This is a genomic window from Pseudomonas sp. GYB4201 (assembly GCF_056312595.1).
In genome coordinates, this window is sequence record NZ_JBWGIG010000008.1 from 125,759 (window position 1) to 149,945 (window position 24,187).

The 24,187-nt window shown below is 64.3% G+C and carries 22 protein-coding genes; 16 read left to right on the forward strand and 6 right to left on the reverse strand.

The window, feature by feature from the left end; translation table 11 throughout:
- Positions 1–65: 65 nt before the first annotated feature.
- Positions 66–1,442 carry a glutamine synthetase family protein gene (locus AC0Z2B_RS09915; RefSeq protein WP_416421492.1) on the reverse strand — a complete coding sequence of 459 codons (1,377 nt, stop codon included), beginning with the start codon at positions 1,440–1,442 and terminating at the stop codon, positions 66–68.
- A gap of 277 nt (positions 1,443–1,719) precedes the next feature.
- Here AC0Z2B_RS09915 and AC0Z2B_RS09920 point away from each other — a divergent pair, with 277 nt between their 5' ends.
- The 7 genes from AC0Z2B_RS09920 (at position 1,720) to AC0Z2B_RS09950 (ending at position 9,838) form a co-directional block, all read left to right on the forward strand.
- Positions 1,720–2,499: a gamma-glutamyl-gamma-aminobutyrate hydrolase family protein gene (locus AC0Z2B_RS09920; protein WP_416421491.1), complete on the forward strand. Its 780-nt coding sequence runs from the start codon at positions 1,720–1,722 to the stop codon at positions 2,497–2,499.
- A 14-nt stretch (positions 2,500–2,513) separates the two neighbouring features.
- Positions 2,514–3,872 carry a glutamine synthetase family protein gene (locus AC0Z2B_RS09925; protein WP_416421490.1) on the forward strand — a complete coding sequence of 453 codons (1,359 nt, stop codon included), beginning with the start codon at positions 2,514–2,516 and terminating at the stop codon, positions 3,870–3,872.
- Positions 3,873–3,906: 34 nt separating this feature from the next.
- On the forward strand, positions 3,907–5,271 hold the full coding sequence (locus tag AC0Z2B_RS09930; protein WP_476296410.1) for an aspartate aminotransferase family protein: 1,365 nt from the start codon (positions 3,907–3,909) through the stop codon (positions 5,269–5,271).
- A 149-nt stretch (positions 5,272–5,420) separates the two neighbouring features.
- Complete coding sequence (locus tag AC0Z2B_RS09935; RefSeq protein ID WP_476296411.1) at positions 5,421–6,518, forward strand: polyamine ABC transporter substrate-binding protein; 1,098 nt, start codon at positions 5,421–5,423, stop codon at positions 6,516–6,518.
- Between the two features lie 376 nt (positions 6,519–6,894).
- Entirely contained in the window at positions 6,895–8,037 is a 1,143-nt protein-coding gene (gene potA / locus AC0Z2B_RS09940) for a polyamine ABC transporter ATP-binding protein (RefSeq protein WP_416421487.1), read from the forward strand.
- On the forward strand, positions 8,034–8,951 hold the full coding sequence (locus tag AC0Z2B_RS09945) for an ABC transporter permease subunit (RefSeq protein ID WP_416421486.1): 918 nt from the start codon (positions 8,034–8,036) through the stop codon (positions 8,949–8,951). The genes potA and AC0Z2B_RS09945 overlap by 4 nt, the downstream gene beginning before the upstream one ends.
- Positions 8,948–9,838: an ABC transporter permease subunit gene (locus tag AC0Z2B_RS09950; protein WP_416421485.1), complete on the forward strand. Its 891-nt coding sequence runs from the start codon at positions 8,948–8,950 to the stop codon at positions 9,836–9,838. The genes AC0Z2B_RS09945 and AC0Z2B_RS09950 overlap by 4 nt, the downstream gene beginning before the upstream one ends.
- A 62-nt stretch (positions 9,839–9,900) precedes the next feature.
- Here AC0Z2B_RS09950 and AC0Z2B_RS09955 read toward each other — a convergent pair whose 3' ends face one another.
- Entirely contained in the window at positions 9,901–12,276 is a 2,376-nt protein-coding gene (locus tag AC0Z2B_RS09955; protein ID WP_476296415.1) for a penicillin acylase family protein, read from the reverse strand.
- A gap of 22 nt (positions 12,277–12,298) precedes the next feature.
- Positions 12,299–12,877 carry a DUF6436 domain-containing protein gene (locus AC0Z2B_RS09960; protein ID WP_476296417.1) on the reverse strand — a complete coding sequence of 193 codons (579 nt, stop codon included), beginning with the start codon at positions 12,875–12,877 and terminating at the stop codon, positions 12,299–12,301.
- Positions 12,878–12,973: 96 nt separating this feature from the next.
- On the opposite strand from AC0Z2B_RS09960, the gene bipL reads away from it, so the two are divergent.
- Entirely contained in the window at positions 12,974–13,897 is a 924-nt protein-coding gene (gene bipL / locus AC0Z2B_RS09965) for a phospholipase BipL (RefSeq protein ID WP_476296418.1), read from the forward strand.
- A gap of 104 nt (positions 13,898–14,001) precedes the next feature.
- On the opposite strand, the gene AC0Z2B_RS09970 is transcribed toward bipL, so the two are convergent.
- The gene (locus AC0Z2B_RS09970) at positions 14,002–14,766 is read right to left on the reverse strand and encodes a DUF2059 domain-containing protein (RefSeq protein WP_416421479.1); all 765 of its coding nucleotides are present in this window, start codon (positions 14,764–14,766) and stop codon (positions 14,002–14,004) included.
- Between the two features lie 142 nt (positions 14,767–14,908).
- Between AC0Z2B_RS09970 and AC0Z2B_RS09975 the strand changes: the two genes are divergently transcribed.
- The 3 genes from AC0Z2B_RS09975 to AC0Z2B_RS09985 all read left to right on the forward strand — a co-directional run bounded on the left by AC0Z2B_RS09975 (position 14,909) and on the right by AC0Z2B_RS09985 (position 16,639).
- Positions 14,909–15,541, forward strand: coding sequence for a 2OG-Fe(II) oxygenase (locus AC0Z2B_RS09975; RefSeq protein ID WP_416421478.1), 633 nt, complete (start codon positions 14,909–14,911; stop codon positions 15,539–15,541).
- Between the two features lies 1 nt (position 15,542).
- Positions 15,543–16,025 carry a 2-thiouracil desulfurase family protein gene (locus AC0Z2B_RS09980; protein WP_476296420.1) on the forward strand — a complete coding sequence of 161 codons (483 nt, stop codon included), beginning with the start codon at positions 15,543–15,545 and terminating at the stop codon, positions 16,023–16,025.
- 176 nt (positions 16,026–16,201) lie between these two features.
- Entirely contained in the window at positions 16,202–16,639 is a 438-nt protein-coding gene (locus tag AC0Z2B_RS09985) for a DUF4399 domain-containing protein (protein WP_416421476.1), read from the forward strand.
- A gap of 60 nt (positions 16,640–16,699) precedes the next feature.
- On the opposite strand, the gene serA is transcribed toward AC0Z2B_RS09985, so the two are convergent.
- Entirely contained in the window at positions 16,700–17,929 is a 1,230-nt protein-coding gene (gene serA, locus AC0Z2B_RS09990; RefSeq protein ID WP_416421475.1) for a phosphoglycerate dehydrogenase, read from the reverse strand.
- 173 nt (positions 17,930–18,102) lie between these two features.
- Here serA and AC0Z2B_RS09995 point away from each other — a divergent pair, with 173 nt between their 5' ends.
- The 3 genes from AC0Z2B_RS09995 (at position 18,103) to AC0Z2B_RS10005 (ending at position 21,215) form a co-directional block, all read left to right on the forward strand.
- Positions 18,103–19,497 carry an FAD-binding oxidoreductase gene (locus AC0Z2B_RS09995; protein ID WP_416421474.1) on the forward strand — a complete coding sequence of 465 codons (1,395 nt, stop codon included), beginning with the start codon at positions 18,103–18,105 and terminating at the stop codon, positions 19,495–19,497.
- Positions 19,498–19,515: 18 nt separating this feature from the next.
- Positions 19,516–20,181 carry a fumarylacetoacetate hydrolase family protein gene (locus AC0Z2B_RS10000; protein ID WP_476296422.1) on the forward strand — a complete coding sequence of 222 codons (666 nt, stop codon included), beginning with the start codon at positions 19,516–19,518 and terminating at the stop codon, positions 20,179–20,181.
- Between the two features lie 107 nt (positions 20,182–20,288).
- Positions 20,289–21,215: an SdiA-regulated domain-containing protein gene (locus AC0Z2B_RS10005; protein ID WP_476296424.1), complete on the forward strand. Its 927-nt coding sequence runs from the start codon at positions 20,289–20,291 to the stop codon at positions 21,213–21,215.
- Positions 21,216–21,342: 127 nt separating this feature from the next.
- Here AC0Z2B_RS10005 and rpiA read toward each other — a convergent pair whose 3' ends face one another.
- The gene (rpiA, locus tag AC0Z2B_RS10010) at positions 21,343–22,011 is read right to left on the reverse strand and encodes a ribose-5-phosphate isomerase RpiA (protein WP_416421471.1); all 669 of its coding nucleotides are present in this window, start codon (positions 22,009–22,011) and stop codon (positions 21,343–21,345) included.
- A 123-nt stretch (positions 22,012–22,134) separates the two neighbouring features.
- On the opposite strand from rpiA, the gene ilvA reads away from it, so the two are divergent.
- On the forward strand, positions 22,135–23,649 hold the full coding sequence (gene ilvA, locus AC0Z2B_RS10015; protein ID WP_473004845.1) for a threonine ammonia-lyase, biosynthetic: 1,515 nt from the start codon (positions 22,135–22,137) through the stop codon (positions 23,647–23,649).
- A gap of 43 nt (positions 23,650–23,692) precedes the next feature.
- The gene (locus tag AC0Z2B_RS10020; protein ID WP_416421469.1) at positions 23,693–24,142 is read left to right on the forward strand and encodes a DUF2269 family protein; all 450 of its coding nucleotides are present in this window, start codon (positions 23,693–23,695) and stop codon (positions 24,140–24,142) included.
- The last annotated feature ends 45 nt before the right edge of the window (positions 24,143–24,187 follow it).

Sequence of the window (24,187 nt, forward strand, 5' to 3'; positions counted from 1 at the left end):
GCAAGTCCAGTGGATTGCGAGGGGGGCGGGACGCAGCCTGCGGCAGCTGCTACGGGTTGTGGCGGTTAGACTGTGTGCAGGTACCAGTTGTACTCAAGGTCGGAGATGGAGTGTTCGAACTCCTCCAGCTCGCTTTCCTTGCAGGCCACGAAGATATCGATGTACTTCGGATCGATATACCGTGCCAGGATCTCGCTGTCGTCCAGCTCGCGCAGGGCATCGCGCAGGTTGTTCGGCAGGCTCTGCTCGTTCTGCTCGTAGGAGTTGCCTTCCACCGGCTCGTTCGGCTCGACCTTGTTGGTCAGGCCGTGGTGCACGCCAGCCAGCACGGCAGCCATCAGCAGGTACGGGTTGGCATCGGCACCGGCCACGCGGTGTTCGATACGCACGGCGTCCGGCGTGCCGGTCGGCACGCGCAGGGCCACGGTGCGGTTGTCCAGGCCCCAGCACGGCGAGTTCGGCACGTAGAACTGGGCACCAAAGCGGCGGTACGAGTTGACGTTCGGGCACAGGAACGCCATCGACGCCGGCAGGGTCTCGAGCACACCGCCGATCGCGTGACGCAGCGCGGCGTTCTGCTCGGGATCCTCACTGGTGAAGATGTTCTTGCCGTCCTTGTCCAGGACCGAGATGTGCACGTGCAGGCCGTTGCCCGCCTGGCCCGGGTAGGGCTTGGCCATGAAGGTGGTGTCCATCTCATGGTCGTAGGCGATGTTCTTGATCAGGCGCTTGAGCAGCACGGCGTAGTCGCAGGCCTTCATCGGGTCGGCCACGTGGTGCAGGTTCACTTCGAACTGCGCCGGGGCACTTTCCTTGACGATGGCGTCGGCTGGGATGCCTTGCTCCTTGGCACCTTCCAGGATGTCCTGGAGGCAGTCCACGTATTCGTCCAGGTCGTCGATCAGGTACACCTGGGTCGAGTGCGGACGCTTACCGGAGATAGGCGAGCGCGGCGGCTGCGGACGGCCGTTCACGTTCTCCTGGTCGATCAGGTAGAACTCCAGCTCGAAGGCGGCGCAGATGGTCAGGCCCAGCTCGTCGAACTTGGCCACTACCTGGCGCAGTACTTCGCGCGGGTCGGCGAAGAAGGGTTCGCCTTCCAGTTCGTGCATGGTCATCAGCAACTGCGCGGTAGGGCGCTTCTGCCAGGGTTCGTTGGAGAGGGTATCGGGGATCGGATAGCAGATGCGGTCTGCGTCGCCGATGTCCAGGCCCAGCCCGGTGCTTTCCACCGTCGAGCCGTTGATGTCCAGGGCGAAAAGCGAGGCGGGCAGGTTGATGCCTTTCTCGTAAACCTTGTGGAGGCTGGTGCGTTCGATGCGCTTGCCGCGCACCACACCATTCATATCTGCAATCAGAAGGTCGACGTACAGAACCTCAGGATGTTCCTTAAGGAATGCGTTCGCTTCGTTGAGCTGAACGGCACGCGGGGGTACCGACATGATGCAACACCTTTGTTGTTAAAAATATCAATCATTGGGCTTTTGCTGTTTCAGTCAATCCGAAAGCCACCTTGAAGTCAAGCGAGGCTCGGTTTGCCCTGAATTGGCGCCTTGAGGCAGTTTTTGCCGCTTTTTGGGGCGGTTTTTCTTTCCCTGAAGACCCTCAAATGAATTGTTTGGTGGGGCGTGTTGTATTTTTTACGGGGGTGTTGTGAAAAAAAATGAACAACGCTAAGCTCGTTCGCAACCCATAACGCCAATAATACCGGGGGATCACATGGCACGCCTGCCGACAATCGGCGTCACCGCCTGCTTAAAACCAGTCGGGCTGCACGCCAGCCATACTTGTGGTGACAAATACGTCCGCGCAGTTGCCGTGGCCGCCGAAGGCTTGCCGATGATCATTCCGGCACTGGGCGAGCTGTTCGAGCCGACCCAAATACTTGACGGCCTGGATGGCATCCTCTTCACCGGCTCCCCGTCCAACGTCGAGCCGCGTCACTATACCGGCCCTGCCAGCGCGCCAGGCACGCTGCACGATCCTGCCCGTGATGCTACCACCTTACCGCTGATTCGCGCCGCCGTGGCGGCTGGCGTGCCGGTATTGGGCATTTGCCGCGGCTTCCAGGAGCTGAACGTGGCGCTGGGCGGCACCTTGCACCAGCAGGTTCACGCAACGGGAACCTTCATGGACCATCGTGAACCCAAGGACCAGCCCGTCGAGGTCCAGTATGCCCTGCGCCATGCGGTGGATGTCCAGCCCGGCGGCGTGTTGCAGGCCATCGGCTTGCCCGCGCAGTTCCAGGTCAACTCCATTCATGCCCAGGGCATCGACCGCGTGGCCCCGGGCTTGCGCGTCGAGGCAGTGGCACCCGATGGCCTGGTGGAGGCCGTCTCCGCCCAGGGGGGCAGGGGTTTTGCACTAGGCTTGCAGTGGCACCCGGAATGGCAAGTGCTGGATAACCCGCACTATCTCGCCATCTTCCAGGCCTTCGGCAGCGCCTGCCGGCAACGTGCCAGCCAACGCGACGCTGCGGCGTCCAGGCCTGCTATCTAGCCCCTGAGGTATTTATGCGTACCAGCCTCGACCAGCTCACCGATTGGTTGAAAGAACACAAGATCACCGAGGTCGAGTGCCTGATCGCCGACCTGACCGGTATCACCCGCGGCAAGATCTCGCCGACCAACAAGTTCATCGCCGAAAAGGGCATGCGTTTGCCCGAAAGCGTCCTGCTGCAGACCGTGACCGGCGATTACGTGGAAGACGACATTTACTACGAGCTGCTGGACCCGGCCGACATCGACATGATCTGCCGCCCGGACGAGAACGCCGTGTTCGTGGTGCCGTGGGCCATCGAGCCTACCGCCCAGGTGATCCACGACACCTACGACAAGCAGGGCAACCCCATCGAGCTGTCGCCGCGCAACGTCTTGAAGAAGGTGCTCAAGCTCTACGCCGACAAGGGCTGGCAGCCCATCGTGGCGCCGGAGATGGAGTTTTACCTGACCAAGCGTTGCGAAGACCCGGACTTCCCCCTGCAGGCCCCCGTGGGCCGCTCGGGCCGCCCGGAAACCGGCCGCCAGTCGTTCTCCATTGAAGCGGCGAACGAGTTCGACCCGCTGTTCGAGGACGTCTACGACTGGTGCGAGCTGCAGCACCTGGACCTGGACACGCTGATCCATGAGGACGGCACGGCGCAGATGGAGATCAACTTCCGTCACGGCAACGCCCTGCACCTGGCCGACCAGATCCTGGTGTTCAAGCGCACCATGCGCGAGGCGGCGCTCAAGCACAACGTGGCCGCCACCTTCATGGCCAAGCCCATGACCGGCGAGCCCGGCAGCGCCATGCACCTGCACCAGAGCATCGTTGACCTGGAGACCGGCAAGAACATCTTCTCCAATGAAGACGGCAGCATGAGCACGCTGTTCCTGCACCACGTGGGCGGCCTGCAGAAGTTCATTCCCGAGCTGCTGCCGCTGTTCGCGCCCAACGTCAACTCGTTCCGCCGCTTCCTGCCCGACACCTCGGCGCCGGTGAACGTGGAGTGGGGCGAGGAGAACCGCACCGTGGGCCTGCGCGTGCCGGACGCCGTGCCGCAGAACCGCCGGGTGGAAAACCGCCTGCCGGGTGCCGACGCCAACCCCTACCTGGCCATCGCCGCCAGCCTGCTGTGTGGCTACATCGGCATGGTCGAGGGCATCGAGCCCAGCGCGCCGGTGCAGGGCCGTGGCTACGAGCGCCGCAACCTGCGCCTGCCGCTGACCATCGAGGACGCCCTGGAGCGCATGGAAAACTGCAAGACGGTGGAGCAGTACCTGGGGAGCAAATTCATCATCGGTTACGTCGCGGTGAAGCGCGCCGAACACGAGAACTTCAAGCGCGTCATCAGCTCATGGGAACGTGAATTCCTGCTGTTCGCGGTGTGATCAACGCGGGGCCCGCCCCGATGAGGAGAAGGCAATGAGCAACAAGAATTCGCAAACCCAAGCGTGGCAGGCCCTGAGCGGCGAGCACCACCTGGCGCCGTTCAGCGACTACCAGCAGCTCAAGGAAAAAGGCCCGCGCATCATCACCAAGGCCAAGGGCGTGCACCTGTGGGACAGCGAAGGCAACAAGATCCTCGACGGCATGGCCGGCCTGTGGTGCGTGGCCGTGGGCTACGGCCGTGACGAGTTGGCCGACGTGGCCGCCAAACAGATGCGCGAGCTGCCGTACTACAACCTGTTCTTCCAGACCGCCCACCCACCGGCGCTGGAACTGGCCAAGGCGGTCAGCGACGTGGCGCCCGAGGGCATGACCCACGTGTTCTTCACCGGCTCCGGCTCCGAAGGCAACGACACCGTGCTGCGCATGGTCCGCCACTACTGGGCGCTGAAGGGCAAGCCCGAGAAGAAGGTGATCATCAGCCGCATCAACGGCTACCACGGCTCCACCGTGGCCGGCGCCAGCCTGGGCGGCATGGTGGGCATGCACGAGCAGGGCGACCTGCCGATTCCCGGCATCGTCCACATTGCCCAGCCGTACTGGTTCGGCGAAGGCGGTGACATGAGCCAGGACGAGTTCGGCGTGTGGGCCGCCGACCAGCTGGAGAAGAAGATTCTGGAGCTGGGCGTGGACACCGTCGGCGCCTTCATTGCCGAACCCATCCAGGGTGCCGGTGGCGTGATCATCCCGCCAGCCACCTACTGGCCGCGGGTAAAAGAGATCCTGGCCAAGTACGACATCCTGTTCGTGGCTGACGAAGTGATCTGCGGTTTCGGCCGTACCGGGGAGTGGTTTGGCAGCGATTACTACGACCTCAAGCCGGACCTGATGACCATCGCCAAGGGCCTCACCTCGGGCTACATCCCCATGGGCGGCGTGATCGTGCGTGACGAGGTGGCCAAGACCCTGTCCGAGGGTGGCGATTTCAACCACGGCTTCACCTATTCCGGCCACCCGGTAGCCGCTGCGGTGGGCCTGGAAAACATCCGGATTCTGCGCGACGAAAAAATTATCGAGCGCGTGCGTGAAGAAACGGCACCGTATTTGCAGAAACGTCTGCGTGAGCTGAGCGACCACCCGCTGGTGGGCGAAGTTCGCGGGTTGGGCCTGCTGGGGGCCATCGAACTGGTCAAGGACAAGGCCACGCGCCAGCGCTACGAAGGCATGGGTGTGGGCATGATCTGCCGCAATTTCTGCTTCAACAATGGCCTGATCATGCGCGCCGTGGGCGACACCATGATCATTGCGCCGTCGTTGGTGATCACTCACGAAGAGATCGATGAGTTGGTTACAAAAGCACGCAAATGCCTGGACCTGACTTTGGAAGCGCTGAACAGCTAAGTGCTAGGCTTTGGGGTTGTTTGGAGGGGGGGAGGAAAAGGTTGCTGTTTTAATTGAAACAGCGCCTTCGTCCTTGCCAGACTAGGAAGTGGTGCGGTTGCCCCCGGCGCTGACACATACGGAATTAAAAAAATATTGGAGCCTTACGCATGAAGATATTTGGCAAGACCCTCCTCGCCATGTCCCTGATGGGTGTCGTGGCCGCTGCTGCACACGCGGATGACAAAGTACTGCACGTGTACAACTGGTCGGACTATATCGCGCCGAACACCATCGCGGATTTCGAGAAGGAGTCGGGGATCAAGGTCGTCTACGACGTATTCGACAGCAACGAAACCCTGGAAGCCAAACTGCTGGCTGGCAAGTCGGGCTATGACATCGTGGTGCCGTCCAACAACTTCCTGGCCAAGCAGATCAAGGCTGGCGTCTACCAGGAACTGGACAAGTCCAAGCTGAGCAACTACGGCAACCTGAACAAGGACCTGCTCAAGGCTGTGTCGGTCAGCGACCCGAACAACGCCCACGCCTTCCCGTACATGTGGGGCACCATCGGCATCGGCTACAACCCCGAGAAGGTCAAGGCCGCCCTGGGCGCCGACGCCCCGGTGAACTCCTGGGACCTGGTGTTCAAGCCCGAGAACGCTGCCAAGCTGAAAGGCTGTGGCATCAGCTTCCTCGACTCGCCAACCGAGATGATCCCGGCCGCGCTGCACTACCTGGGCTTCAAGACCGACACCCAGAACAAGGACGAGATCAAGAAGGCCGAGGACCTGTTCCTCAAGGTTCGCCCGTCGATCGCCTACTTCCACTCGTCCAAGTACATCTCGGACCTGGCCAACGGCAACATCTGCGTGGCCGTGGGCTACTCGGGTGACGTGAAGCAAGCCGCCTCCCGTGCCCACGAGGCCGGTGACAAGGTACACGTCAGCTACAGCATTCCGAAGGAAGGCGCAGGCAGCTTCTACGACATGGTCGCCATCCCTAAAGATGCCGAGAACGTCGAAGGCGCCTACAAGTTCATGAACTTCATCCTGCAACCAAAAGTGATGGCTGAAATCAGCGACGCCGTGGGTTACCCGAACGGCAACGCCGCGGCCACCCCGCTGGTGAACAAGGACATCGCCAACGACCCGGGCATCTACCCGCCGGCTGACGTGCAGGCCAAGCTGTACGCCATCGCCGACCTGCCGGCTGCTACCCAGCGCATCCTGACGCGCACCTGGACCACCATCAAGTCGGGCAAGTAAGCCCCGCCTGATGTTCCCTGGGTACTGCGCCGCACCAGTCGGCGCAGTACCGCAGGTGACTGAATTAGAAATAGTTTTTGCGACACTGCTGTAACAGTTGTTAAGTTGCGCGCCGGCTTTTTCAAGCGGTCGGCACGCGGCCGTCCGAAATTTGTTTTTTGCACCACCGTGTTCGCCCTTTTTTGTGCGTGCATTTGTAACTTAGGAGCCGACGTTGTTGGCCGTGTCACATGCACCTGAAGTGATCGCTCAGGTCCGTGATTCAGTCGGTCAGGCCAGCCAAAACCCTGTGGCTGGCGACCTGAAGGACCAGGCTGCAAGAATCCAGGGCCCGCCTATCCGGGGTGGGCTGTAAAATTTTGTTGGGAGTTTCGTAATGGCAGTTGCCTCCGGTGCCTATAAGAAAGCCCTCGAGGGCGATCAGCAACCTAAACAGGTGCTGGTCAAAATCGACCGGGTCACGAAGAAGTTCGACGAGACGATTGCAGTCGACGACGTGTCGCTGCAAATCAACAAGGGCGAGATCTTTGCCCTGCTCGGCGGCTCCGGCTCGGGTAAATCCACCCTGCTGCGCATGCTGGCCGGCTTCGAGCGGCCAACCGAGGGGCGTATCTACCTCGATGGCGTGGACATCACCGACATGCCGCCCTACGAGCGGCCGATCAACATGATGTTCCAGTCGTACGCGCTGTTCCCGCACATGACCGTGGCGCAGAACATCGCCTTCGGCCTCAAGCAGGACAAGATCCCCGCGGCCGAGATCGACGCCCGCGTGGCCGAGATGCTCAAGCTGGTGCAGATGAGCCAGTACGCCAAGCGCAAGCCGCACCAGCTGTCCGGTGGCCAGCGCCAGCGCGTGGCCCTGGCCCGTTCGCTGGCCAAGCGCCCGAAGCTGCTGCTGCTCGACGAGCCCATGGGCGCCCTGGACAAGAAACTGCGTTCGCAGATGCAGCTCGAGCTGGTGGAGATCATCGAGCGCGTTGGCGTGACCTGCGTCATGGTAACCCACGACCAGGAAGAGGCCATGACCATGGCCCAGCGCATCGCCATCATGCACCTGGGCTGGATTGCCCAGATCGGCAGCCCGATCGACATCTATGAGACGCCGACCAGCCGCCTGGTCTGCGAGTTCATCGGCAACGTCAACCTGTTCGAAGGCGAAGTGGTGGACGACGCCGAAGGCCACGCGCTGATTCACAGCCCGGAGCTGGAGCGCAACATCTACGTGGGCCACGGCATCAGCACCTCGGTGCAGGACAAGCACATCACCTACGCCATCCGCCCGGAAAAGCTGCTGGTGACCGTCGAGCCGCCCGCCGGCGAGTACAACTGGTCCCGCGGTAAAGTACATGACATCGCCTACCTGGGCGGCCACTCGGTGTTCTACGTCGAGCTGCCGTGCGGCAAGCTGGTCCAGTCGTTCGTGGCCAACGCCGAACGCCGTGGCGCGCGCCCTACCTGGGGTGACCAGGTCTACGTATGGTGGGAAGACGACAGCGGCGTGGTACTGCGCTCATGAACAAGAAACTGACCCGTGCCTTGCAACGAATAACCCCCGGCGGCCGCCAGTTCGTGATTGGCGTGCCGTTCCTGTGGCTGTTCCTGTTCTTCATGCTGCCGTTCTTCATCGTCTTGAAGATCAGCTTCGCTGAAGCAGACGTGGCGATCCCGCCGTACACCGAGATCTACACCTTCGTCGACCAGAAGATCCAGTTGCTGCTCAACCTGGGCAACTACGCGATGCTGGGCGACGACGACCTGTACATCTCGGCGTACCTGGGCTCGCTGAAAATGGCCTTCTTCAGCACGCTGCTGTGCCTGGTGATCGGCTACCCCATGGCCTACGCCATCGCCCGCGCCCGCAAGGAAGCGCAGACGGTGCTGTTGCTGCTGATCATGATGCCGACCTGGACCGCGATCCTGATCCGCGTCTACGCCTGGATGGGCATCCTCAGCAACAACGGCCTGCTCAACGCCTTCCTGATGTGGACCGGCCTGATCGACCAGCCGCTGCAGATCCTCAACACCAACCTGGCGGTGTACATCGGCGTGGTCTATTCGTACCTGCCGTTCATGATCCTGCCGCTGTTCGCCAACCTGGTGAAACATGATCCAAGCCTGCTGGAAGCCGCATCGGACCTGGGTTCGAGCACTTTCAACAGCTTCTGGAAGATCACCGTGCCGCTGTCGAAAAACGGCATCATCGCCGGCTGCATGCTGGTGTTCATCCCGGTGGTGGGCGAGTTCGTGATTCCCGAGCTGCTGGGCGGCCCGGAAACCCTGATGATCGGCCGCGTGCTGTGGCAAGAGTTCTTCAACAACCGTGACTGGCCGGTGGCATCCGCCCTGGCGGTGGTGATGCTGGCGATCCTGATCGTGCCGATCCTGCTCTTCAACCGTAGTCAGGCCAAAGAGATGGAGGGCAAGGCATGAAGCGTTTCAGTTTTTCCAACCTGATGCTGGTACTGGGCCTGCTGTTCATCTACCTGCCCATGGTCATCCTGGTGATCTACTCGTTCAACGCCTCCAAGCTGGTAACGGTGTGGGGCGGCTGGTCGGTGAAGTGGTACGTGGGCCTGGTGGACAACACCCAGCTGGTGAGCTCGGTGGGCCGTTCGCTGGAAATCGCCTGCTACACCGCCATTGCGGCGGTGGCGCTGGGCACCCTGGCGGCGTTCGTGCTGACCCGCGTCACCCGCTTCAAGGGCCGCACGCTGTTCGGCGGCCTGGTGACCGCGCCGCTGGTAATGCCCGAGGTGATCACCGGCCTGTCGCTGTTGCTGCTGTTCGTGGCCATGGCCCAGTCCCTGGGCTGGCCTGAAGAGCGTGGCATCGTCACCATCTGGATCGCCCACACCACGTTCTGCGCTGCCTACGTGGCGGTGGTGGTGTCGGCCCGCCTGCGCGAGCTGGACCTGTCCATCGAAGAGGCGGCCATGGACCTGGGCGCGCGGCCGTGGAAGGTGTTCATGCTGATCACCATCCCGATGATCGCGCCTTCGCTGGCAGCGGGCGGCATGATGTCGTTCGCCCTGTCGCTGGACGACCTGGTGCTGGCCAGCTTCGTGTCGGGCCCCGGCTCCACGACGCTGCCGATGGAAGTGTTCTCGGCAGTGCGCCTGGGCGTGAAGCCGGAGATCAACGCCGTGGCCAGCCTGATCCTGCTGTCGGTGTCGATCGTCACCTTCCTGGTGTGGTACTTCACCCGCCGCAACGAAGAGCGCCGCAAACGCGCGATTCAAGCTGCAATCGAAGAAGCCGCGGCCGATGGCTGGAAACAGCCTGACCCGCGTCGCGCGCAACAGCCAGTGGCTGCTTGAGTGCCCTGACGCGGCCTTTGGCCGCTGCTACAGACCCGTAGCAGCGGCCGCAGGCCGCGTCCCTACCTCCCAGGCACCAATTCCAGGGTGCTCACCGTGCCCTTCGCCACATCCCCCTCCTGCAACAACGCCTGCCGGTATTTCCCCTCGCTGTAGTCTTTCGCCTGGTCGCCATAGTGCGCATCGAACAACACACCGCTTTGCCCCACCGGGTTGATGGTGTGCGCGTGCGCCGGGTCGGCGAAATCGATGACGCGGCGGGTGGACGGCCCGTAGCTGACCTTCCACGGCGCCGGGCCCAGCTTCGCTGATTGGTTGTTGGGCACCTCATGGCTGCCCGGCATGGCGAACGGCCCGACGTTGAACAGCCGGTCCAGTGGCTGCTGCATACCCAGCGGGTGTTCGTGGGTGAGGGTGTGGGCCTTGCCCCATTGCCACTGGCCCGGGTCAGCGCCCAGGGCGACCTTGAGGTGGTCGACCGCCACGCGCCAGGCCATGCGCACGATGTCGGCACGGCTCTCATGCTCGGGCGAGCTGCGGTCGTCCCACCAGGGCGAGTCCGGGTCCGCGGCCAGGCGGGGCAGGGCGAAGTCCAGGTCGCGGGTGGACAGCAGGGTTTCGAACATGGCGTTGCCCAGCTCGTCGTGCATGGCCGCGTAGGTCAGGTCGTAGAGGAATTCGGTGAACAGCGTGGCGCTGGTGGAGTCCAGCGGGTAATCGCCCTGCCACTGCGCCAGTTGCTCGACCAAAGCCTTTTCGCCAGGGTCAGTGACCACCTGGCGCAGCACTGGCAGCAATGGCGTCAGCACGCGCTGGGCGTAGCCGGTGCGGGTACCCAGTTGCAGCGCTTCGGTGTGGGCGGCGTCCCACTTCACCCCAGGTGAGCTGAGCTGGCTGAACAGCTGCTGGCCGCGGTCGGCCAGGTTGTAGTAGCCGGGGATGGCGATGCCAGTGGGCGACAGCGGCTGGAAGTTGGCCGAGACGATGAACCCCCGGGCCGGGTTTTCTTCCTGGGGGTTGGCGCTGAACGGGTAGAAGCCCAGCTTGTCGGCCTCGGTGGTGCTGCCGTCGAGGATGAACTGCGGCTGCACCCCGGCCGGGCGGATGGGCAACTGCGCCGCGGCCCACCAGCCGATGTCGCCGCGGGCGTTGGCCCACATCAGGTTCAGGCCCGGCGACTGGATCTTCGCCGCGGCGCTGCGCATCTTGTCCAGGGTGTCGGCGCGGTTGACCTCGTAGAAGCCCTGCAGGATCGGGTTCTCCGAGGCCAGGAACGACCACCACATGGCGATCGGCGTGCTGGGCGCAACCTTGCCCAGGGCGTCGTTGACGATGGGGCCGTGGGGCGAGCGGCGCAGGGTGATGGTGACCGGCGCCTGGCCCTTGACCGCGATCTGTTGGGTGCTGGTCTCAAGGTCGGCCCACTGGCCGTGGTACCACACCTGGTTGGGGTTGGCCGGGTTGACCTTCTCGGCCACCAGGTCCAGGTCATCGTTCTGGAACATGGTCAGGCTCCAGCCGAAGTCCATGTTCTGCCCCAGCGCGGCGAAGGGGTTGAGCGGCTGGTGGTAGCCGTACAGGTTGAAGCCGGGGGCCGACAGCTGCGCCTCGTACCACACCGCCGGCACCGAGAAGCGGATGTGCGGGTCGCCGGCCAGTATCGGCTTGCCGCTGGCGGTGTGGCTGCCGGCGATCGCCCAGGCGTTGCTGCCTTCGAACTGCGGCAGGCCGGCCTGTTCCAGGGCCTGGTGGCTGACCTGGGCCAGGGTGTCCAGGCTCTTCCAGTCGCTGGCGGTGAGCGGCAGCACGCCCTGGGGGTGCCAGTCCAGGTCGAAGATCTTCAGGTAGCGGGGGCCCAGCTGGTCGCGCACGTAGGTGAGCAGGGGTTCAGTGCGGAACGCCGCGGCAAAGCTGTAGGCCATGTAGCCGGCGACGCTGAACGTGTCCTGGGCGGTGAAGGGCCGGGGCTGGATGCCCAGCACGTCGAACTCGATGGGCCGCGGGTGCCCGGCCTGGTACTGGTTCACGCCGTCCAGGTAGGCCTGCAGCGCCTGCCAGGCGGGCGACTGCTGGTCCTGGCGGGCCACGTACACCTCGGCCTGCTCGCGAATGCGCAGGCTGCGGAACAGGGTGTCGGTGGCGAGCAGCTTGGGCCCCAGCACCTCGGCCAGCTCGCCGCGCGCCAGGCGCCGCATTATTTCCATCTGGAACAGCCGGTCCTGGGCCTGCACGTAGCCCAGGGCGCGGTACATGTCCTGCTGGTTCTGCGCCTGGATGTGCGGCACGCCGCGGTCGTCGTAGCGCACGCTGACCGGTGCGGCCAGGTGGGCGAGGGCGATCTCGCCACCGCGCTGCGGCTGCTTGGAATGAACGTACCAGGCGCCACCGGCCGCAGCGGCGGCGATGAGCACGGCAAGGGCGGTGAGGCTGCGTTTCATCGCGGTTCCTTGTGAGGGGCCGTTACTGGGCGGTGCTGCTCCATGCGCAATAGCAGCCCTGGGCCAGGGTGTGCGTGGCGTTCACCGGCCGTCCGTCGGCCAGGGCCTTGAGGATGGGCTCGATGAAGCTGTTGCTGGAGTCGCAGGTAGCGCCTTCGCTGTAGGGGCCGAAATAGGCCAGCTGGCCTTGGTGGTCCCAGATTGCCACGGCGGGGCTGGCCGGGATGCTGTCGCTGCCGGCAATGGCCGCAAGGGCCTTGAAACTGTCCAGATTGGCCGGCAGGCGGCCGTGGCTGCCGGCTTTCTGCACGGCGTAGAAGGCCACTCCTCGGGCACTGTAGGTGGCCTGCAGTTCACCCAGGTGCTGCTGGTTGGCGACGTTGCATGGGCACGCCGGGTCCCAGAAGTGCACCAGGCGAATGGGGCCGGGGCCGGCCAGGGCGTCGGGCAGTTTCAGGGCGTCGCCTTCGAAAAGCGTGGCGTGTTCGCTGAATACACGGATATATCGGCCCTGGAACCAGTCATACGCAGTCCACAGGGTGAGCCCGCAGATCAGTGCCAGGAGGGTGAGGAACAGGGTTTTGCGGCGCGAGGCAGGCATAGAGGCTCGGTCCGGGACAGGACGCCTAGCTTGCCATGCCCAGCCATACAGATGAATATCAGGGGTGTGTTTATTCGCTTTCAGCTGCGAGACCTTATGCCCGCGACATTTCGGCCGGATGCGCTACGCGCCAGCCTCAAACCCCTGGCCGCGCGTCAGCCCTTGTCTGCCGAAGCCCAGGCCTACCAGGCCTTCTACGGCATAGACCTGCCGTGCGAGCGCTGGCTGGGCCGTTTCGAAGCGGTGGGTTACGAGCTGGTGAGCCAGGTGTGGCTGCCGCCGGCGCCGGTGGCCACGCTGTTTCTGTTGCACGGCTTCTATGACCACATGGGCCTGTACCGGCACGTGATCCGCTGGGCGCTGGACCATGGCTTCGCGGTGATCTCCGCGGACCTGCCGGGGCACGGCCTGTCCAGTGGCGAGCGGGCGCGCATCGACGACTTCGAGGACTACCAGGCGGCGCTGTTCGCGCTGTTCAAGGAGGCCGACAGCCTGGGCCTGCCGCAGCCCTGGCACCTGCTGGGGCAGAGCACCGGCGGCGCCATCGTGCTCGACCACCTGCTGTACCACGGCACCACCAGCCCAGCCCAGGGCCAGTCGATCCTGCTGGCGCCGCTGGTGCGGCCGCGTGGCTGGGGCTGGTCGCAGGTCAGCTACCGGCTGCTGAGCCCGTTCGTCAAAGGCATCGCCCGGCGTTTCAGCGAAAACACCAACGACCCCGATTTCATGCCGTTCCTGCAGGCCGACCCGCTGCAACCCGTGCGCCTGCCCACGGCTTGGGTGGGCGCGCTGGTGAACTGGGTGCCGCGCATCGAAGCGGCGCCCAGCAGCCCGCGTTCGCCGTTGATACTGCAGGGCGATGCCGACATGACCGTGGATTGGGAGCACAACCTGGGGGTGTTGCAGCGCAAGTTCCAGGCACCCCAGGTGCTGATGCTACCGGGGGCGCGGCACCACCTGGCGAACGAAGTGGCGCCGATTCGCGAGCGCTATTTCAGCTTTATCGACGCCAACCTCTGACAGCGCCGGGCATGGCGTTGTGTGGGGACGCGGCCTGTGGCCGCTGCTACAGGGTTGTGTGTGACAGGGGCGGCGTAGCAGCTGCCGAAGGCTGCGTCCGGCGGCTACGGGGTTTTGCGTGGGTTCAGGCTTGAGGTGCTCTGGCCCACGGCCAGGCTGGCGCGCACGGCGGCCAGGGCGGCCTGGTAATACGCGTGGCCGTCGGGGGACTCGGCGAAGTTGGCGAACTCTTCCAGCTCGGGGTCGGACAGGTCGCGGTACACGTACAGCAGGGTGTTATCCAGGTCGTTGCCGATCTGTGCCATGAGGCGCTGGCGCTGGCCGTCGAGCATGCCCTGGGCCTGGTCGCTACCCAGCAGGCCGGGGATCATCTGGCTGAGGCTGTCGGCAGCGACGCCGGCGATGGCCAGGCTCACTTCGGCGCCGGCCTCGCGGGCGGGCAGGGCGCGGGACAGGTGGCCGATGATCAGCGCGCGGGTGTCGCTGGCGGTCATGTGCGGCAGGCCCTGGGCGTTCTTGGCCAGCTGGTCGCGGCGGGTGGCCAGCAGTTCGGCGGCCACCACCTTGCGCCCCAGCGGCGACTGGAAGAAGGCCAGGGCCGGGTTCGGGTCGGCCAGGGTCTGGCGCAGCCTGGCCTCGGCGCGCTGGTCCATGGCCTGGGGGGCGAAGCGCTGGTCACTGTTGTTGACCAGGGCCTGGAAAACCGCGGGGGGCAAACTGTTCTGGTAGCGCTGCTGGGCCGCTTTAAGGGCGTCGGTGAAATGCGCCCGCTGCTCCGGCCAGCCGGCAACCTTGTACAACTGGTCGTGACTGTCTGCCCACGCGGGCAGGGCGCAGCACATGATCAAAAGGAAAAACAAACGGCGCATCAGGGACTCCTGTCGGCAGGCCGCCATTGTCCTTGGCCGGGCGGGGTCTTGTCGAGAATTCGTATCAGCCGGCGCAACATAAACGACGTGCTGCAGCCAGGGGGCCAAGTGGCTCTGTCGGTTTTGCGGGCACATGGATACTATGCGCGGCATGCAAATATCCTCTGATCATCCGCTGCTGTTACGTATCGTCGACGACCTGGCCGAGCGCGGCTGGTCGCAGCAAGACATCTTCCTGCCACAGGCTTTGACCCGTGAGCTTGCGGCCGAGTGCCGCCGGCGTGCCGTGCAGGGCGAACTGGCGCCTGCGGCGGTTGGGCGGGGCCCGGCCCAGGAGATTCGCGAAGGCATTCGCGGCGACCGCATCCAGTGGCTGGAGCCCGGGGACTCGGCCCCCAGCGACCGCTACCTGGAGCTGATGGACGCCCTGCGCGAGGCTCTGAACCGCGGGCTGTTCCTGGGGTTGGAGGATTTCGAGTGCCATTTCGCGCTGTACCCGCCGGGTGCGTTCTACCGCAAGCACGTCGACCGCTTCCGCGATGATGACCGGCGCATGGTTTCGGCCGTGGTCTACCTCAACGACGCCTGGGTGCCGGAGCACGGCGGCCAGCTGCGCATGTACCTGGAAGAAGGGCGCGAGCACGACGTGGCGCCGGTGGGTGGCTGCCTGGTGGTGTTCCTCTCGGGCGAGGTTCCCCACGAAGTGCTGCCCGCCGCCCAGGACCGCCTGTCGCTGACGGGCTGGTTCCGCCGCCGTGGCAACGAGCCGTTCTGACATGCACAAGATCCTGGTCAGCCGTTGCCTGCTGGGCCACCGCGTGCGCTACGACGGCGGCGCCAGCGGGCCGTTCGACCAGCTGGACCTGTGGCTTGCCGAGGGCCGCATCGTCGGCCTGTGCCCGGAAGTGGCCGGCGGCCTGCCCACCCCACGCCCTGCCGCGGAGATTCCCGGCGGGCAGGGCGTGCAGGTGCTGGAAGGCCAGGCCCGCGTGCTGACCCAGGCGGGCGAGGATTTCACCGAGGCGTTCATGCGCGGCGCGCAGCTGGCGCTGGAGGCCGTGCGCCGGCACGGCATTCGTATCGCGGTGCTCAAGGCCAACAGCCCGTCGTGCGGCAACCTGCTGACCTACGACGGCAGTTTTACCGCCACCAAAGTGACGGGCGAGGGCGTGACGGCGGCGTTGCTGCGCCGTGAAGGCGTGCAGGTGTTCAGTGAGCTTGAATTGGCTGAGGCTGCCAGAGCCTTGCAAAACCTGTAGCCGCTGCCGCCAGGCTGCGCTGGCCCTATGCCTCGCCAAAGATATCCAGCGTATGCGAGGGCCAGCGCAGCCTACGGCAGCGGCTACGTGAAACCTCTCTGGCTCGCAGCCTGTAGCGCTGCGAAATGGTCTAAGGTATTCCAGACAAAACCAGAACCGTTTCCTGGAGACCCCAAATGAAATCGCTATTTTCCCGCGCCGCCGTTGCCGGCCTGCTGATGGGTGCCTCGCTGCTGGCCACTGCCGATGACCTGAAAAGCGTCGAAGCCCCGGCGGGCGCCAAGGTGTTCATCGTTTCCCCAGCCGACGGCGCTACCGTCGACAAGACCTTCACGGTGAAATTCGGCATCGAAGGCATGAAGCTGGCCCCCGCTGGCGACCCCACGCCCAACACCGGCCACCACCACCTGCTGGTAGACGTCGACCAGCAGCCGCCAGCCAACCAGCCACTGGCCGTGACCGACCACATCCTGCACTTCGGCAAGGCCCAGACCGAAACCACCCTGACCCTGGCGCCGGGCAAGCACACCCTGCAATTGTTGCTGGCCGACCGCTTCCACGTGCCGTTCAAGCCGGCGGTGGAATCGAAGAAGATCACCGTCACCGTGAAGTAAGCGTCACGGCAACAAAAAAGGGAGGCCCGAGGGCCTCCCTTTTTCATGACGCAGGCTTGCTTAGAACAGTACGCGGCTACGGATGGTGCCGTTGATCTGTTGCAGCTTGGCCTGGGCCAGGTCCGAGTACTCGGCGTCGACGTCGATCACCACGTAACCGACTTTCTCGTTGGTCTGCAAGAACTGACCGGAGATGTTGATGCCGTTTTCGGCGAAGACCTTGTTGATCTCGCTCAGCACGCCCGGGATGTTCTCGTGGATGTGCAGCAGGCGGTGCTTGCCCGGGTGAGCCGGCAGGGCCACTTCAGGGAAGTTGACCGACGACACCGAGGTACCGTTGTCGCTGTACTTGACCAGCTTCTCGGCCACTTCCAGGCCGATGTTGGCCTGGGCTTCGGCGGTGGAGCCACCGATGTGCGGGGTCAGGATCACGTTGTCCAGGCCACGCAGCGGGCTTTCGAAGATATCGTCGTTGGAGCGTGGCTCTACCGGGAACACGTCGATGGCGGCGCCGATCAGGTGCTTGTCCTTGATGGCTTCGGCCAGGTGGTCCAGCTCGACCACGGTGCCGCGCGCGGCGTTGATCAGGATGCCGCCCTTCTTGATGGCACGGATTTCCTTCTCGCCCATCATCCACTGGGTGGCAGCGGTTTCAGGCACGTGCAGCGAGACGATGTCGGACATGCCCAGCAGCTCGGTCAGGCTGGCCACCTGGGTGGCGTTGCCCAGCGGCAGCTTGGTGATGGTGTCGTAGAAGAACACCTGCATGCCCAGGCTTTCGGCCAGTACCGACAGTTGGGTACCGATCGAGCCGTAGCCGACGATGCCCAGCTTCTTGCCACGGATCTCGAAGGAGTTGGCCGCGCTCTTGATCCAGCCACCGCGGTGGCAGGAAGCGTTCTTCTCCGGGATGCCGCGCAGCAGCAGGATGGCCTCGGCCAGCACCAGTTCGGCTACCGAACGGGTGTTGGAGTACGGGGCGTTGAACACGGCGATGCCGCGCTCGCGGGCCGCGTCCAGGTCAACCTGGTTGGTGCCGATGCAGAAGCAGCCGACAGCCACCAGCTTTTTCGCGCAATCGAAGAGCTCTTCGGTCAGCTGGGTGCGGGAGCGGATACCGATGAAGTGTGCATCGGCGATCTTTTCCTTCAGCTCGGCCTCAGGCAGCGCCTTGATGTGGTACTCGATATTCGTGTACCCGGCGGCCTTGAGGACGTCGACGGCGGATTGGTGGACGCCTTCGAGAAGAAGGAACTTGATCTTGCTCTTATCGAGAGAAGTCTTGCTCATCTGCGTAAACCTGTGTCCCGGAGAAAAAATGGCAGGGGGTATGAAGCGGGTCGCGAAACGGCGCCAAGCGCGGTTAGCGGGGGGCGTATGCTAGCATATCCCCCCCTTGATAAGCCCATCCCTGGGACGTGAAGTGTGCTCAGGGTGACTATGAATAGTTCGAGAGTTCTGCGATGACCCATCCTGCGTTTCTTGAAGAGCTTCAGACCCTGGTTGAACCCGGCAAGGTACTCACCGACGCCGATTCTCTCGAGGCTTATGGCAAGGACTGGACGAAACAATTCGCCCCGGCCCCCAGTGCAATCGTGTTCCCCAAGACCATCGAGCAAGTGCAGGCAATCGTGCGCTGGGCCAACGCCCACCAGGTGGCGCTGGTGCCGTCGGGCGGCCGCACCGGCCTGTCTGCCGCGGCCGTGGCAGCCAACGGCGAAGTTGTCGTGTCGTTCGACTACATGAACCGCATCGGCGCGGTGGATACCGTTGATCGGACCGTGGTCTGCCAGCCCGGGGTCATCACCAAGCAGTTGCAGAACCTGGCCAAGGATCACGACCTCTATTACCCGGTGGACTTCGCTTCCTCGGGCTCCAGCCAGATTGGCGGCAATATCGGCACCAATGCCGGCGGTATCAAGGTGATTCGCTACGGCATGACCCGCAACTGGGTGGCCGGCCTCAAGGTAGTCACCGGCAAGGGCGACCTGCTGGAGCTGAACAAGGACCTGATCAAGAACGCCACCGGCTACGACATGCGCCAGCTGTTCATCGGCGCCGAGGGCACCCTGGGCTTCGTGGTGGAAGCCACCATGCGCCTGGACCGGGCGCCGAAGAACCTCACCGCCATGGTGCTGGGTACCCCGGACTTCGACTCGATCATGCCGGTATTGCACGCGTTCCGCGGCAAACTGGACCTCACCGCGTTCGAATTCTTCTCCGACAAGGCGCTGGCCAAGGTCATGGCCCGTGGTGACGTGCCGCCGCCGTTTGCCACCGAGTGCCCGTTCTACGCGCTGCTGGAGTTCGAGGCCACCACCGAGGAGGTCTCCAACGAGGCGCTGGCCACCTTCGAGCACTGCGTGGAGCAGGGCTGGGTGGTGGACGGGGTAATGAGCCAGAGCGAGCAACAGTTGGCCAACCTGTGGAAGCTGCGCGAGTACATCTCCGAGACCATCTCGCACCGCACCCCGTACAAGAACGATATCTCGGTGACCGTGGCGCAAGTGCCGGCGTTCCTCAAGGATATCGACGCGATCGTCAGCGAAAGCTACCCAGACTTCGAAGTGGTCTGGTACGGCCACATCGGCGACGGCAACCTGCACCTGAACATCCTCAAGCCCGAGGACCTGAGCAAGGAGGAGTTCTTCGCCAAGTGCGCGGTGGTGAACACCGCAGTGTTCGAGACGGTGCAGAAGTACAACGGCTCGATCTCGGCCGAGCACGGCGTGGGCCTGGTCAAGCGCGACTACCTGGACTACAGCCGCTCGCCCGCCGAAATCGACTACATGAAGGCCCTGAAGGCGGTGTTCGACCCCAATGGCATCATGAACCCAGGCAAGATCTTCCCGGTTTGATCAATCAAGGAGTCGGTCATGAGCTATCAGCATCAATACGTTGACGGTACCCGCATCCACTTCCCGGTGGGCAAGGTGGTGTGCATCGGGCGCAACTACGCCGAGCACGCCAAGGAGCTGAACAACCCGGTGCCCACCGAGCCGTTGCTGTTCATCAAGCCGGGCAGCTGCGTGGTGGCGGCCGAAGGCGGCTTCAGCATCCCCACCGAGCGCGGTTCGGTGCACTACGAGGCAGAAATCGCCGTGCTGCTGGGCAAGCCGCTGTCCACCAGGCCCAGCGAGGAAGAAGTGCTGGATGCCATTTCCGGCTACGCCCCGGCCCTGGACCTGACCCTGCGCGAAGTGCAGAGCAAGCTCAAGGAGAAGGGCCTGCCGTGGGAGCTGGCCAAGGCCTTCGACGGCGCCTGCGTGCTGACGCCGTTCGTGGTGGCTAGCAGCTTCCCGGATGTGACCGACATCCCCGTGCGCCTGACCATCAACGGCGAAGTGCGCCAGGACGGCAACAGCAACCTGATGCTCAACCCCATCGTGCCGATGATCCAGTACATGGCCGCGCACTTCTCGCTGCAGGCCGGTGACGTGATCATGACCGGCACGCCGGCGGGCGTGGGTGCTCTGAACCCTGGCGACCAGCTGGTGCTGGAGCTGCCGGGTGCCAGCCGCTTCGAGACGGTTGTTGCCTGATCGGCGCTTTTTGCACTTTTTTAACACGCCATTTGGATAATGCGGCTTAATCGCCTGGCGCGTCCCTTGCGCGCCAGGCTCGCCGCATTTTTCAGGAACCCCTCCACATGGCCGTATCCCCCTCCAATTCCTTGCCTGCGCCCTCGCGCAAGCCACGCCTGTTGCAGCGCTGGTATGTCTGGTTGTTGCTGGTGGTGGTGGCCTATGTGGTCGCTGCCATCATGCACTGGGACGCCCGCGCCAAACTGTGGGTGGTCGAGCGCCTGACTCCGCAGGCCCAGCGCGACGCCGCCGTGTGGCTGCCGGACTACCACGCCTTCATCGACGGCAAGCTGCTGCCGGGCATGGAAAAGGACGAAGCCTCGGACCTGACCTACAACCCCGAGACCAAGACCCTGTTCTCGGTGATGGGCAAGAACGCCTTCCTGGTGGAGCTGAACCTGGAAGGCGACGTGCTGCGCAAGATGCCGCTCAACGGCTGGTCCAACCCCGAGGGCGTGGCCTACCTGAGCGGCGGCCGCATGGCCATTACTGACGAGCGCCAGCACCTGATGACCGTGGTGCAGGTGACCCCGGACACCAAGGCGCTGAACCTGGCGGACTGGCCGCAGTTCGACCTGGGGCCATCGGCCAACCAGAACAAGGGCTTCGAAGGCATCGCCTGGGACCCGCGCCGCGGCCAGATCCTGCTGGGCGAAGAGCGCCCGGCGGCGATGTTCACCCTCAAGAGCGATGCCGAGGGCAAATGGCAGGGTGACAAGGTGAAACTGGCCTACACCACGCTGAACCTGCGCAACCTGTCGGCGCTGGGCGTGGACCCGCGCACGGGCAACACCCTGGTGTTGTCGGCGGATTCGCACATGCTGCTGGAGCTGGACCCTACGGGCAAGCAGGTCAGCTTCATGACCCTGCTGGGCGGCATGAACGGCCTGAAAGACACCATCCCCCGCGCCGAGGGCGTGGCGATGGACGAAAGCGGGACTATCTATATGGTCAGCGAGCCGAACCTGTTCTACGTGTTTCGCAAGTTCTGAAGCCTGACGCGTAACATCCCGTAGCCGCTGCTGCAGGCTGCGCTGGCCCTCAGCCACGCTGGAGATCTCCAGTGTTCATCAGGGCCAGCGCAGCCTGCGGCAGCGGCTACGTTTTGTGCGGTACCCGTCAGCGCAGGCTCTTCACGCCTTCCGAAGTCCCCAGCAACAGCAGGTCAGCCGGGCGCGCCGCGAACAGGCCGTTGGTCACCACGCCGACGATGGCGTTGATCTGCGCTTCCAGCGCCACCGGGTCGGTGATCTGCATGTTGTGCACGTCGAGGATGATGTTGCCGTTGTCGGTGATCACGCCTTCACGGTACACCGGGTCGCCGCCCAGTTTCACCAGCTCGCGGGCCACGTGGCTGCGGGCCATGGGGATAACCTCGACCGGCAGCGGGAAGGCGCCCAGCACCGGTACCAGCTTGCTGGCGTCGGCGATGCAGATGAAGGTCTTGGCCACGGCCGCGACGATTTTCTCGCGAGTCAGGGCCGCGCCGCCGCCCTTGATCAGGTTCAGCTTCTCGTCGCTCTCGTCGGCGCCGTCCACGTAGAATTCCAGGTCGCTGACCGTGTTCAGTTCATACACCGGGATACCGTGGCCCTTCAGGCGCGCGGCAGTGGCTTCGGAGCTGGCAACGGCACCGTCGAAGGCACCCTTGTGCTGGGCCAGGGCGTCGATGAAGCAGTTGGCGGTCGAGCCGGTGCCGACGCCGACGATGCTCTTGTCGTCCAGCTTGGGCAGAATGAAGTCGACAGCAGCCTGGGCGACGGCCTGTTTGAGTTGGTCCTGGGTCATGCGGGCTCCGGAGCGGGCATAAAAGGCGGGGGGAAGGGCGGCATTATACCCCTTTGCTGTGGTCCTTGGCTGGAACGCTGGGGTAGACTCGCAGGTCTTGCTCAACCGCCAGTGATGCTTCCGATGCTCGAACAGTACGTTAAGAAGATCCTCACCTCGCGCGTCTATGACGTTGCCGTGGAAACTCCCCTGCAGGCCGCCGGCCAGCTGTCCAAACGCCTTGGCAACCATATTCTGCTCAAGCGCGAAGACCTGCAGCCGGTGTTTTCCTTCAAGATTCGCGGCGCCTACAACAAGCTGGCGCAGTTGAGCGACGAAGAACGTGCCCGTGGCGTGGTCACCGCCTCGGCGGGCAACCATGCCCAGGGCCTGGCCCTGGCCGCACGGGAAATGGGCGTGAAGGCCACCATCGTGATGCCCAAGACCACCCCCGAAATCAAGGTCGAGGGCGTGCGCTCGCGCGGCGGCAAGGTCGTGCTGCACGGCGATTCCTTCCCCGAGGCGCTGGCCTATTCGCTGAAGTTGGTGGACGAGAAGGGCTACGTCTACATCCACCCCTACGACGACCCGCACACCATCGCCGGCCAGGGCACGGTGGCCATGGAGATCCTGCGCCAGCACCCTGGCCAGCTCGACGCCATCTTCGTGCCGGTGGGCGGCGGCGGCCTGATCGCCGGCATCGCCGCCTACGTGAAGTACCTGCGCCCCGAGATCAAGATCATCGGCGTCGAACCCGATGACTCCAACTGCCTGCAGGCCGCCATGGCCGCCGGCGAGCGCGTGGTGCTGCCTACCGTGGGCATCTTCGCCGACGGCGTGGCCGTGGCCCAGATCGGCCAGCACACCTTCGACATCTGCAAGGATTACGTCGACGAAGTGATCACCGTCAGCACCGACGAGATCTGCGCAGCCATCAAGGATATCTACGACGATACCCGCTCGATCACCGAGCCGGCAGGCGCGCTGGGCGTGGCCGGCATCAAGAAATACGTGGAACTGCGCGGTGTCAGCGGCCAGACCCTGGTGGCCATCGACTCGGGCGCCAACGTCAACTTCGACCGCCTGCGCCACGTGGCCGAGCGCGCCGAGTTGGGCGAAGGCCGCGAAGCCATCATCGCCGTGACCATCCCCGAGCAGCCGGGCAGCTTCAAGGCCTTCTGCGAGGCCATCGGCAAGCGCCAGATCACCGAATTCAACTACCGCTACAACACCGGCCGCGAGGCGCACATCTTCGTTGGCGTGCAGACCCACCCGGACACCGACCCGCGCGCGGCCCTGGTGGCAAGCCTGAGCGAGCAGGGCTTCCCGGTGCTGGACCTGACCGACAACGAACTGGCCAAGCTGCACATCCGCCACATGGTCGGCGGCCACGCCGTGCAGGTCAGCGACGAGATGGTGCTGCGCTTCGAGTTCCCGGAGCGCCCGGGCGCGCTGTTCAACTTCCTCAACAAGCTGGGCGGGCGCTGGAACATCTCGATGTTCCACTACCGCAACCACGGCGCCGCCGATGGCCGCGTGGTAGCAGGCCTGCAGGTGCCGGCCGAGCAGCGTGGGGAAGTGGCTGCCGCGTTGACCGAGATCGGCTACCCGTTCTGGGACGAGACCGACAACCCGGCCTACCGCCTGTTCCTGGGCTGACTGCTAGGCTGTAGAGCATCGACACCCGCACAGGAGCTGCCCCATGGAAACCCTGAGCCTGCTGAAAATGCTCCACGGCATCGCCACCGCGCTGCTGTTGGGCAGCGTGGCCGCGGTGCTGTTCCAGACCTGGCGCGGCTGGCGCGGCGGCGACAAGTCGGCGTTCGCCAGGACCCTGCAACGGCCGTGGCTGTACGCCTGGATTCTGATGGGCGTCAGCGTCGCGAGCTTTCCCTTCACCGGCTGGTGGATGATGCACACCGTGGGCTGGCCGCTGGGCCAGGCCTGGCTGCTGGGCGCCTCGGTGCTGTACGTGGTGGGGGTGGCGGGGTTCCTGCTGCTGGTGCGCCGCACCATTCGCTGGCGGCAGGCGGCCGTGGCCTATAACCAGGTGCAGGTGGTGAAGCAGCGCAAGTTCAGCGTGGTGTTCGCGGCGGTGTCGCTGGTGGTGCTGGTGGCGATCCTGGCGTTGATGCTGGCTAAGCCGGTGTAGGCTGGACGCGGCCTTCGGCCGCTGCTACGGGCCTGTAGCAGCGGC

What these genes read in the sequence shown, in the direction of transcription:
- AC0Z2B_RS09955 (WP_476296415.1), bottom strand. Translation starts at nt 12,276, where the DNA reads ATGAAACGCAGCCTCACCGCCCTTGCCGTGCTCATCGCCGCCGCTGCG.
- serA (WP_416421475.1), bottom strand. Translation starts at nt 17,929, where the DNA reads ATGAGCAAGACTTCTCTCGATAAGAGCAAGATCAAGTTCCTTCTTCTC.
- AC0Z2B_RS10000 (WP_476296422.1), top strand. Translation starts at nt 19,516, where the DNA reads ATGAGCTATCAGCATCAATACGTTGACGGTACCCGCATCCACTTCCCG.
- AC0Z2B_RS09950 (WP_416421485.1), top strand. Translation starts at nt 8,948, where the DNA reads ATGAAGCGTTTCAGTTTTTCCAACCTGATGCTGGTACTGGGCCTGCTG.
- AC0Z2B_RS09970 (WP_416421479.1), bottom strand. Translation starts at nt 14,766, where the DNA reads ATGCGCCGTTTGTTTTTCCTTTTGATCATGTGCTGCGCCCTGCCCGCG.
- AC0Z2B_RS09925 (WP_416421490.1), top strand. Translation starts at nt 2,514, where the DNA reads ATGCGTACCAGCCTCGACCAGCTCACCGATTGGTTGAAAGAACACAAG.
- AC0Z2B_RS09930 (WP_476296410.1), top strand. Translation starts at nt 3,907, where the DNA reads ATGAGCAACAAGAATTCGCAAACCCAAGCGTGGCAGGCCCTGAGCGGC.
- ilvA (WP_473004845.1), top strand. Translation starts at nt 22,135, where the DNA reads ATGCTCGAACAGTACGTTAAGAAGATCCTCACCTCGCGCGTCTATGAC.
- AC0Z2B_RS09935 (WP_476296411.1), top strand. Translation starts at nt 5,421, where the DNA reads ATGAAGATATTTGGCAAGACCCTCCTCGCCATGTCCCTGATGGGTGTC.
- AC0Z2B_RS09995 (WP_416421474.1), top strand. Translation starts at nt 18,103, where the DNA reads ATGACCCATCCTGCGTTTCTTGAAGAGCTTCAGACCCTGGTTGAACCC.
- bipL (WP_476296418.1), top strand. Translation starts at nt 12,974, where the DNA reads ATGCCCGCGACATTTCGGCCGGATGCGCTACGCGCCAGCCTCAAACCC.
- AC0Z2B_RS09960 (WP_476296417.1), bottom strand. Translation starts at nt 12,877, where the DNA reads ATGCCTGCCTCGCGCCGCAAAACCCTGTTCCTCACCCTCCTGGCACTG.
- AC0Z2B_RS09985 (WP_416421476.1), top strand. Translation starts at nt 16,202, where the DNA reads ATGAAATCGCTATTTTCCCGCGCCGCCGTTGCCGGCCTGCTGATGGGT.
- AC0Z2B_RS10005 (WP_476296424.1), top strand. Translation starts at nt 20,289, where the DNA reads ATGGCCGTATCCCCCTCCAATTCCTTGCCTGCGCCCTCGCGCAAGCCA.
- AC0Z2B_RS09980 (WP_476296420.1), top strand. Translation starts at nt 15,543, where the DNA reads ATGCACAAGATCCTGGTCAGCCGTTGCCTGCTGGGCCACCGCGTGCGC.
- AC0Z2B_RS09975 (WP_416421478.1), top strand. Translation starts at nt 14,909, where the DNA reads ATGCGCGGCATGCAAATATCCTCTGATCATCCGCTGCTGTTACGTATC.
- AC0Z2B_RS09915 (WP_416421492.1), bottom strand. Translation starts at nt 1,442, where the DNA reads ATGTCGGTACCCCCGCGTGCCGTTCAGCTCAACGAAGCGAACGCATTC.
- AC0Z2B_RS10020 (WP_416421469.1), top strand. Translation starts at nt 23,693, where the DNA reads ATGGAAACCCTGAGCCTGCTGAAAATGCTCCACGGCATCGCCACCGCG.
- rpiA (WP_416421471.1), bottom strand. Translation starts at nt 22,011, where the DNA reads ATGACCCAGGACCAACTCAAACAGGCCGTCGCCCAGGCTGCTGTCGAC.
- AC0Z2B_RS09945 (WP_416421486.1), top strand. Translation starts at nt 8,034, where the DNA reads ATGAACAAGAAACTGACCCGTGCCTTGCAACGAATAACCCCCGGCGGC.
- AC0Z2B_RS09920 (WP_416421491.1), top strand. Translation starts at nt 1,720, where the DNA reads ATGGCACGCCTGCCGACAATCGGCGTCACCGCCTGCTTAAAACCAGTC.
- potA (WP_416421487.1), top strand. Translation starts at nt 6,895, where the DNA reads ATGGCAGTTGCCTCCGGTGCCTATAAGAAAGCCCTCGAGGGCGATCAG.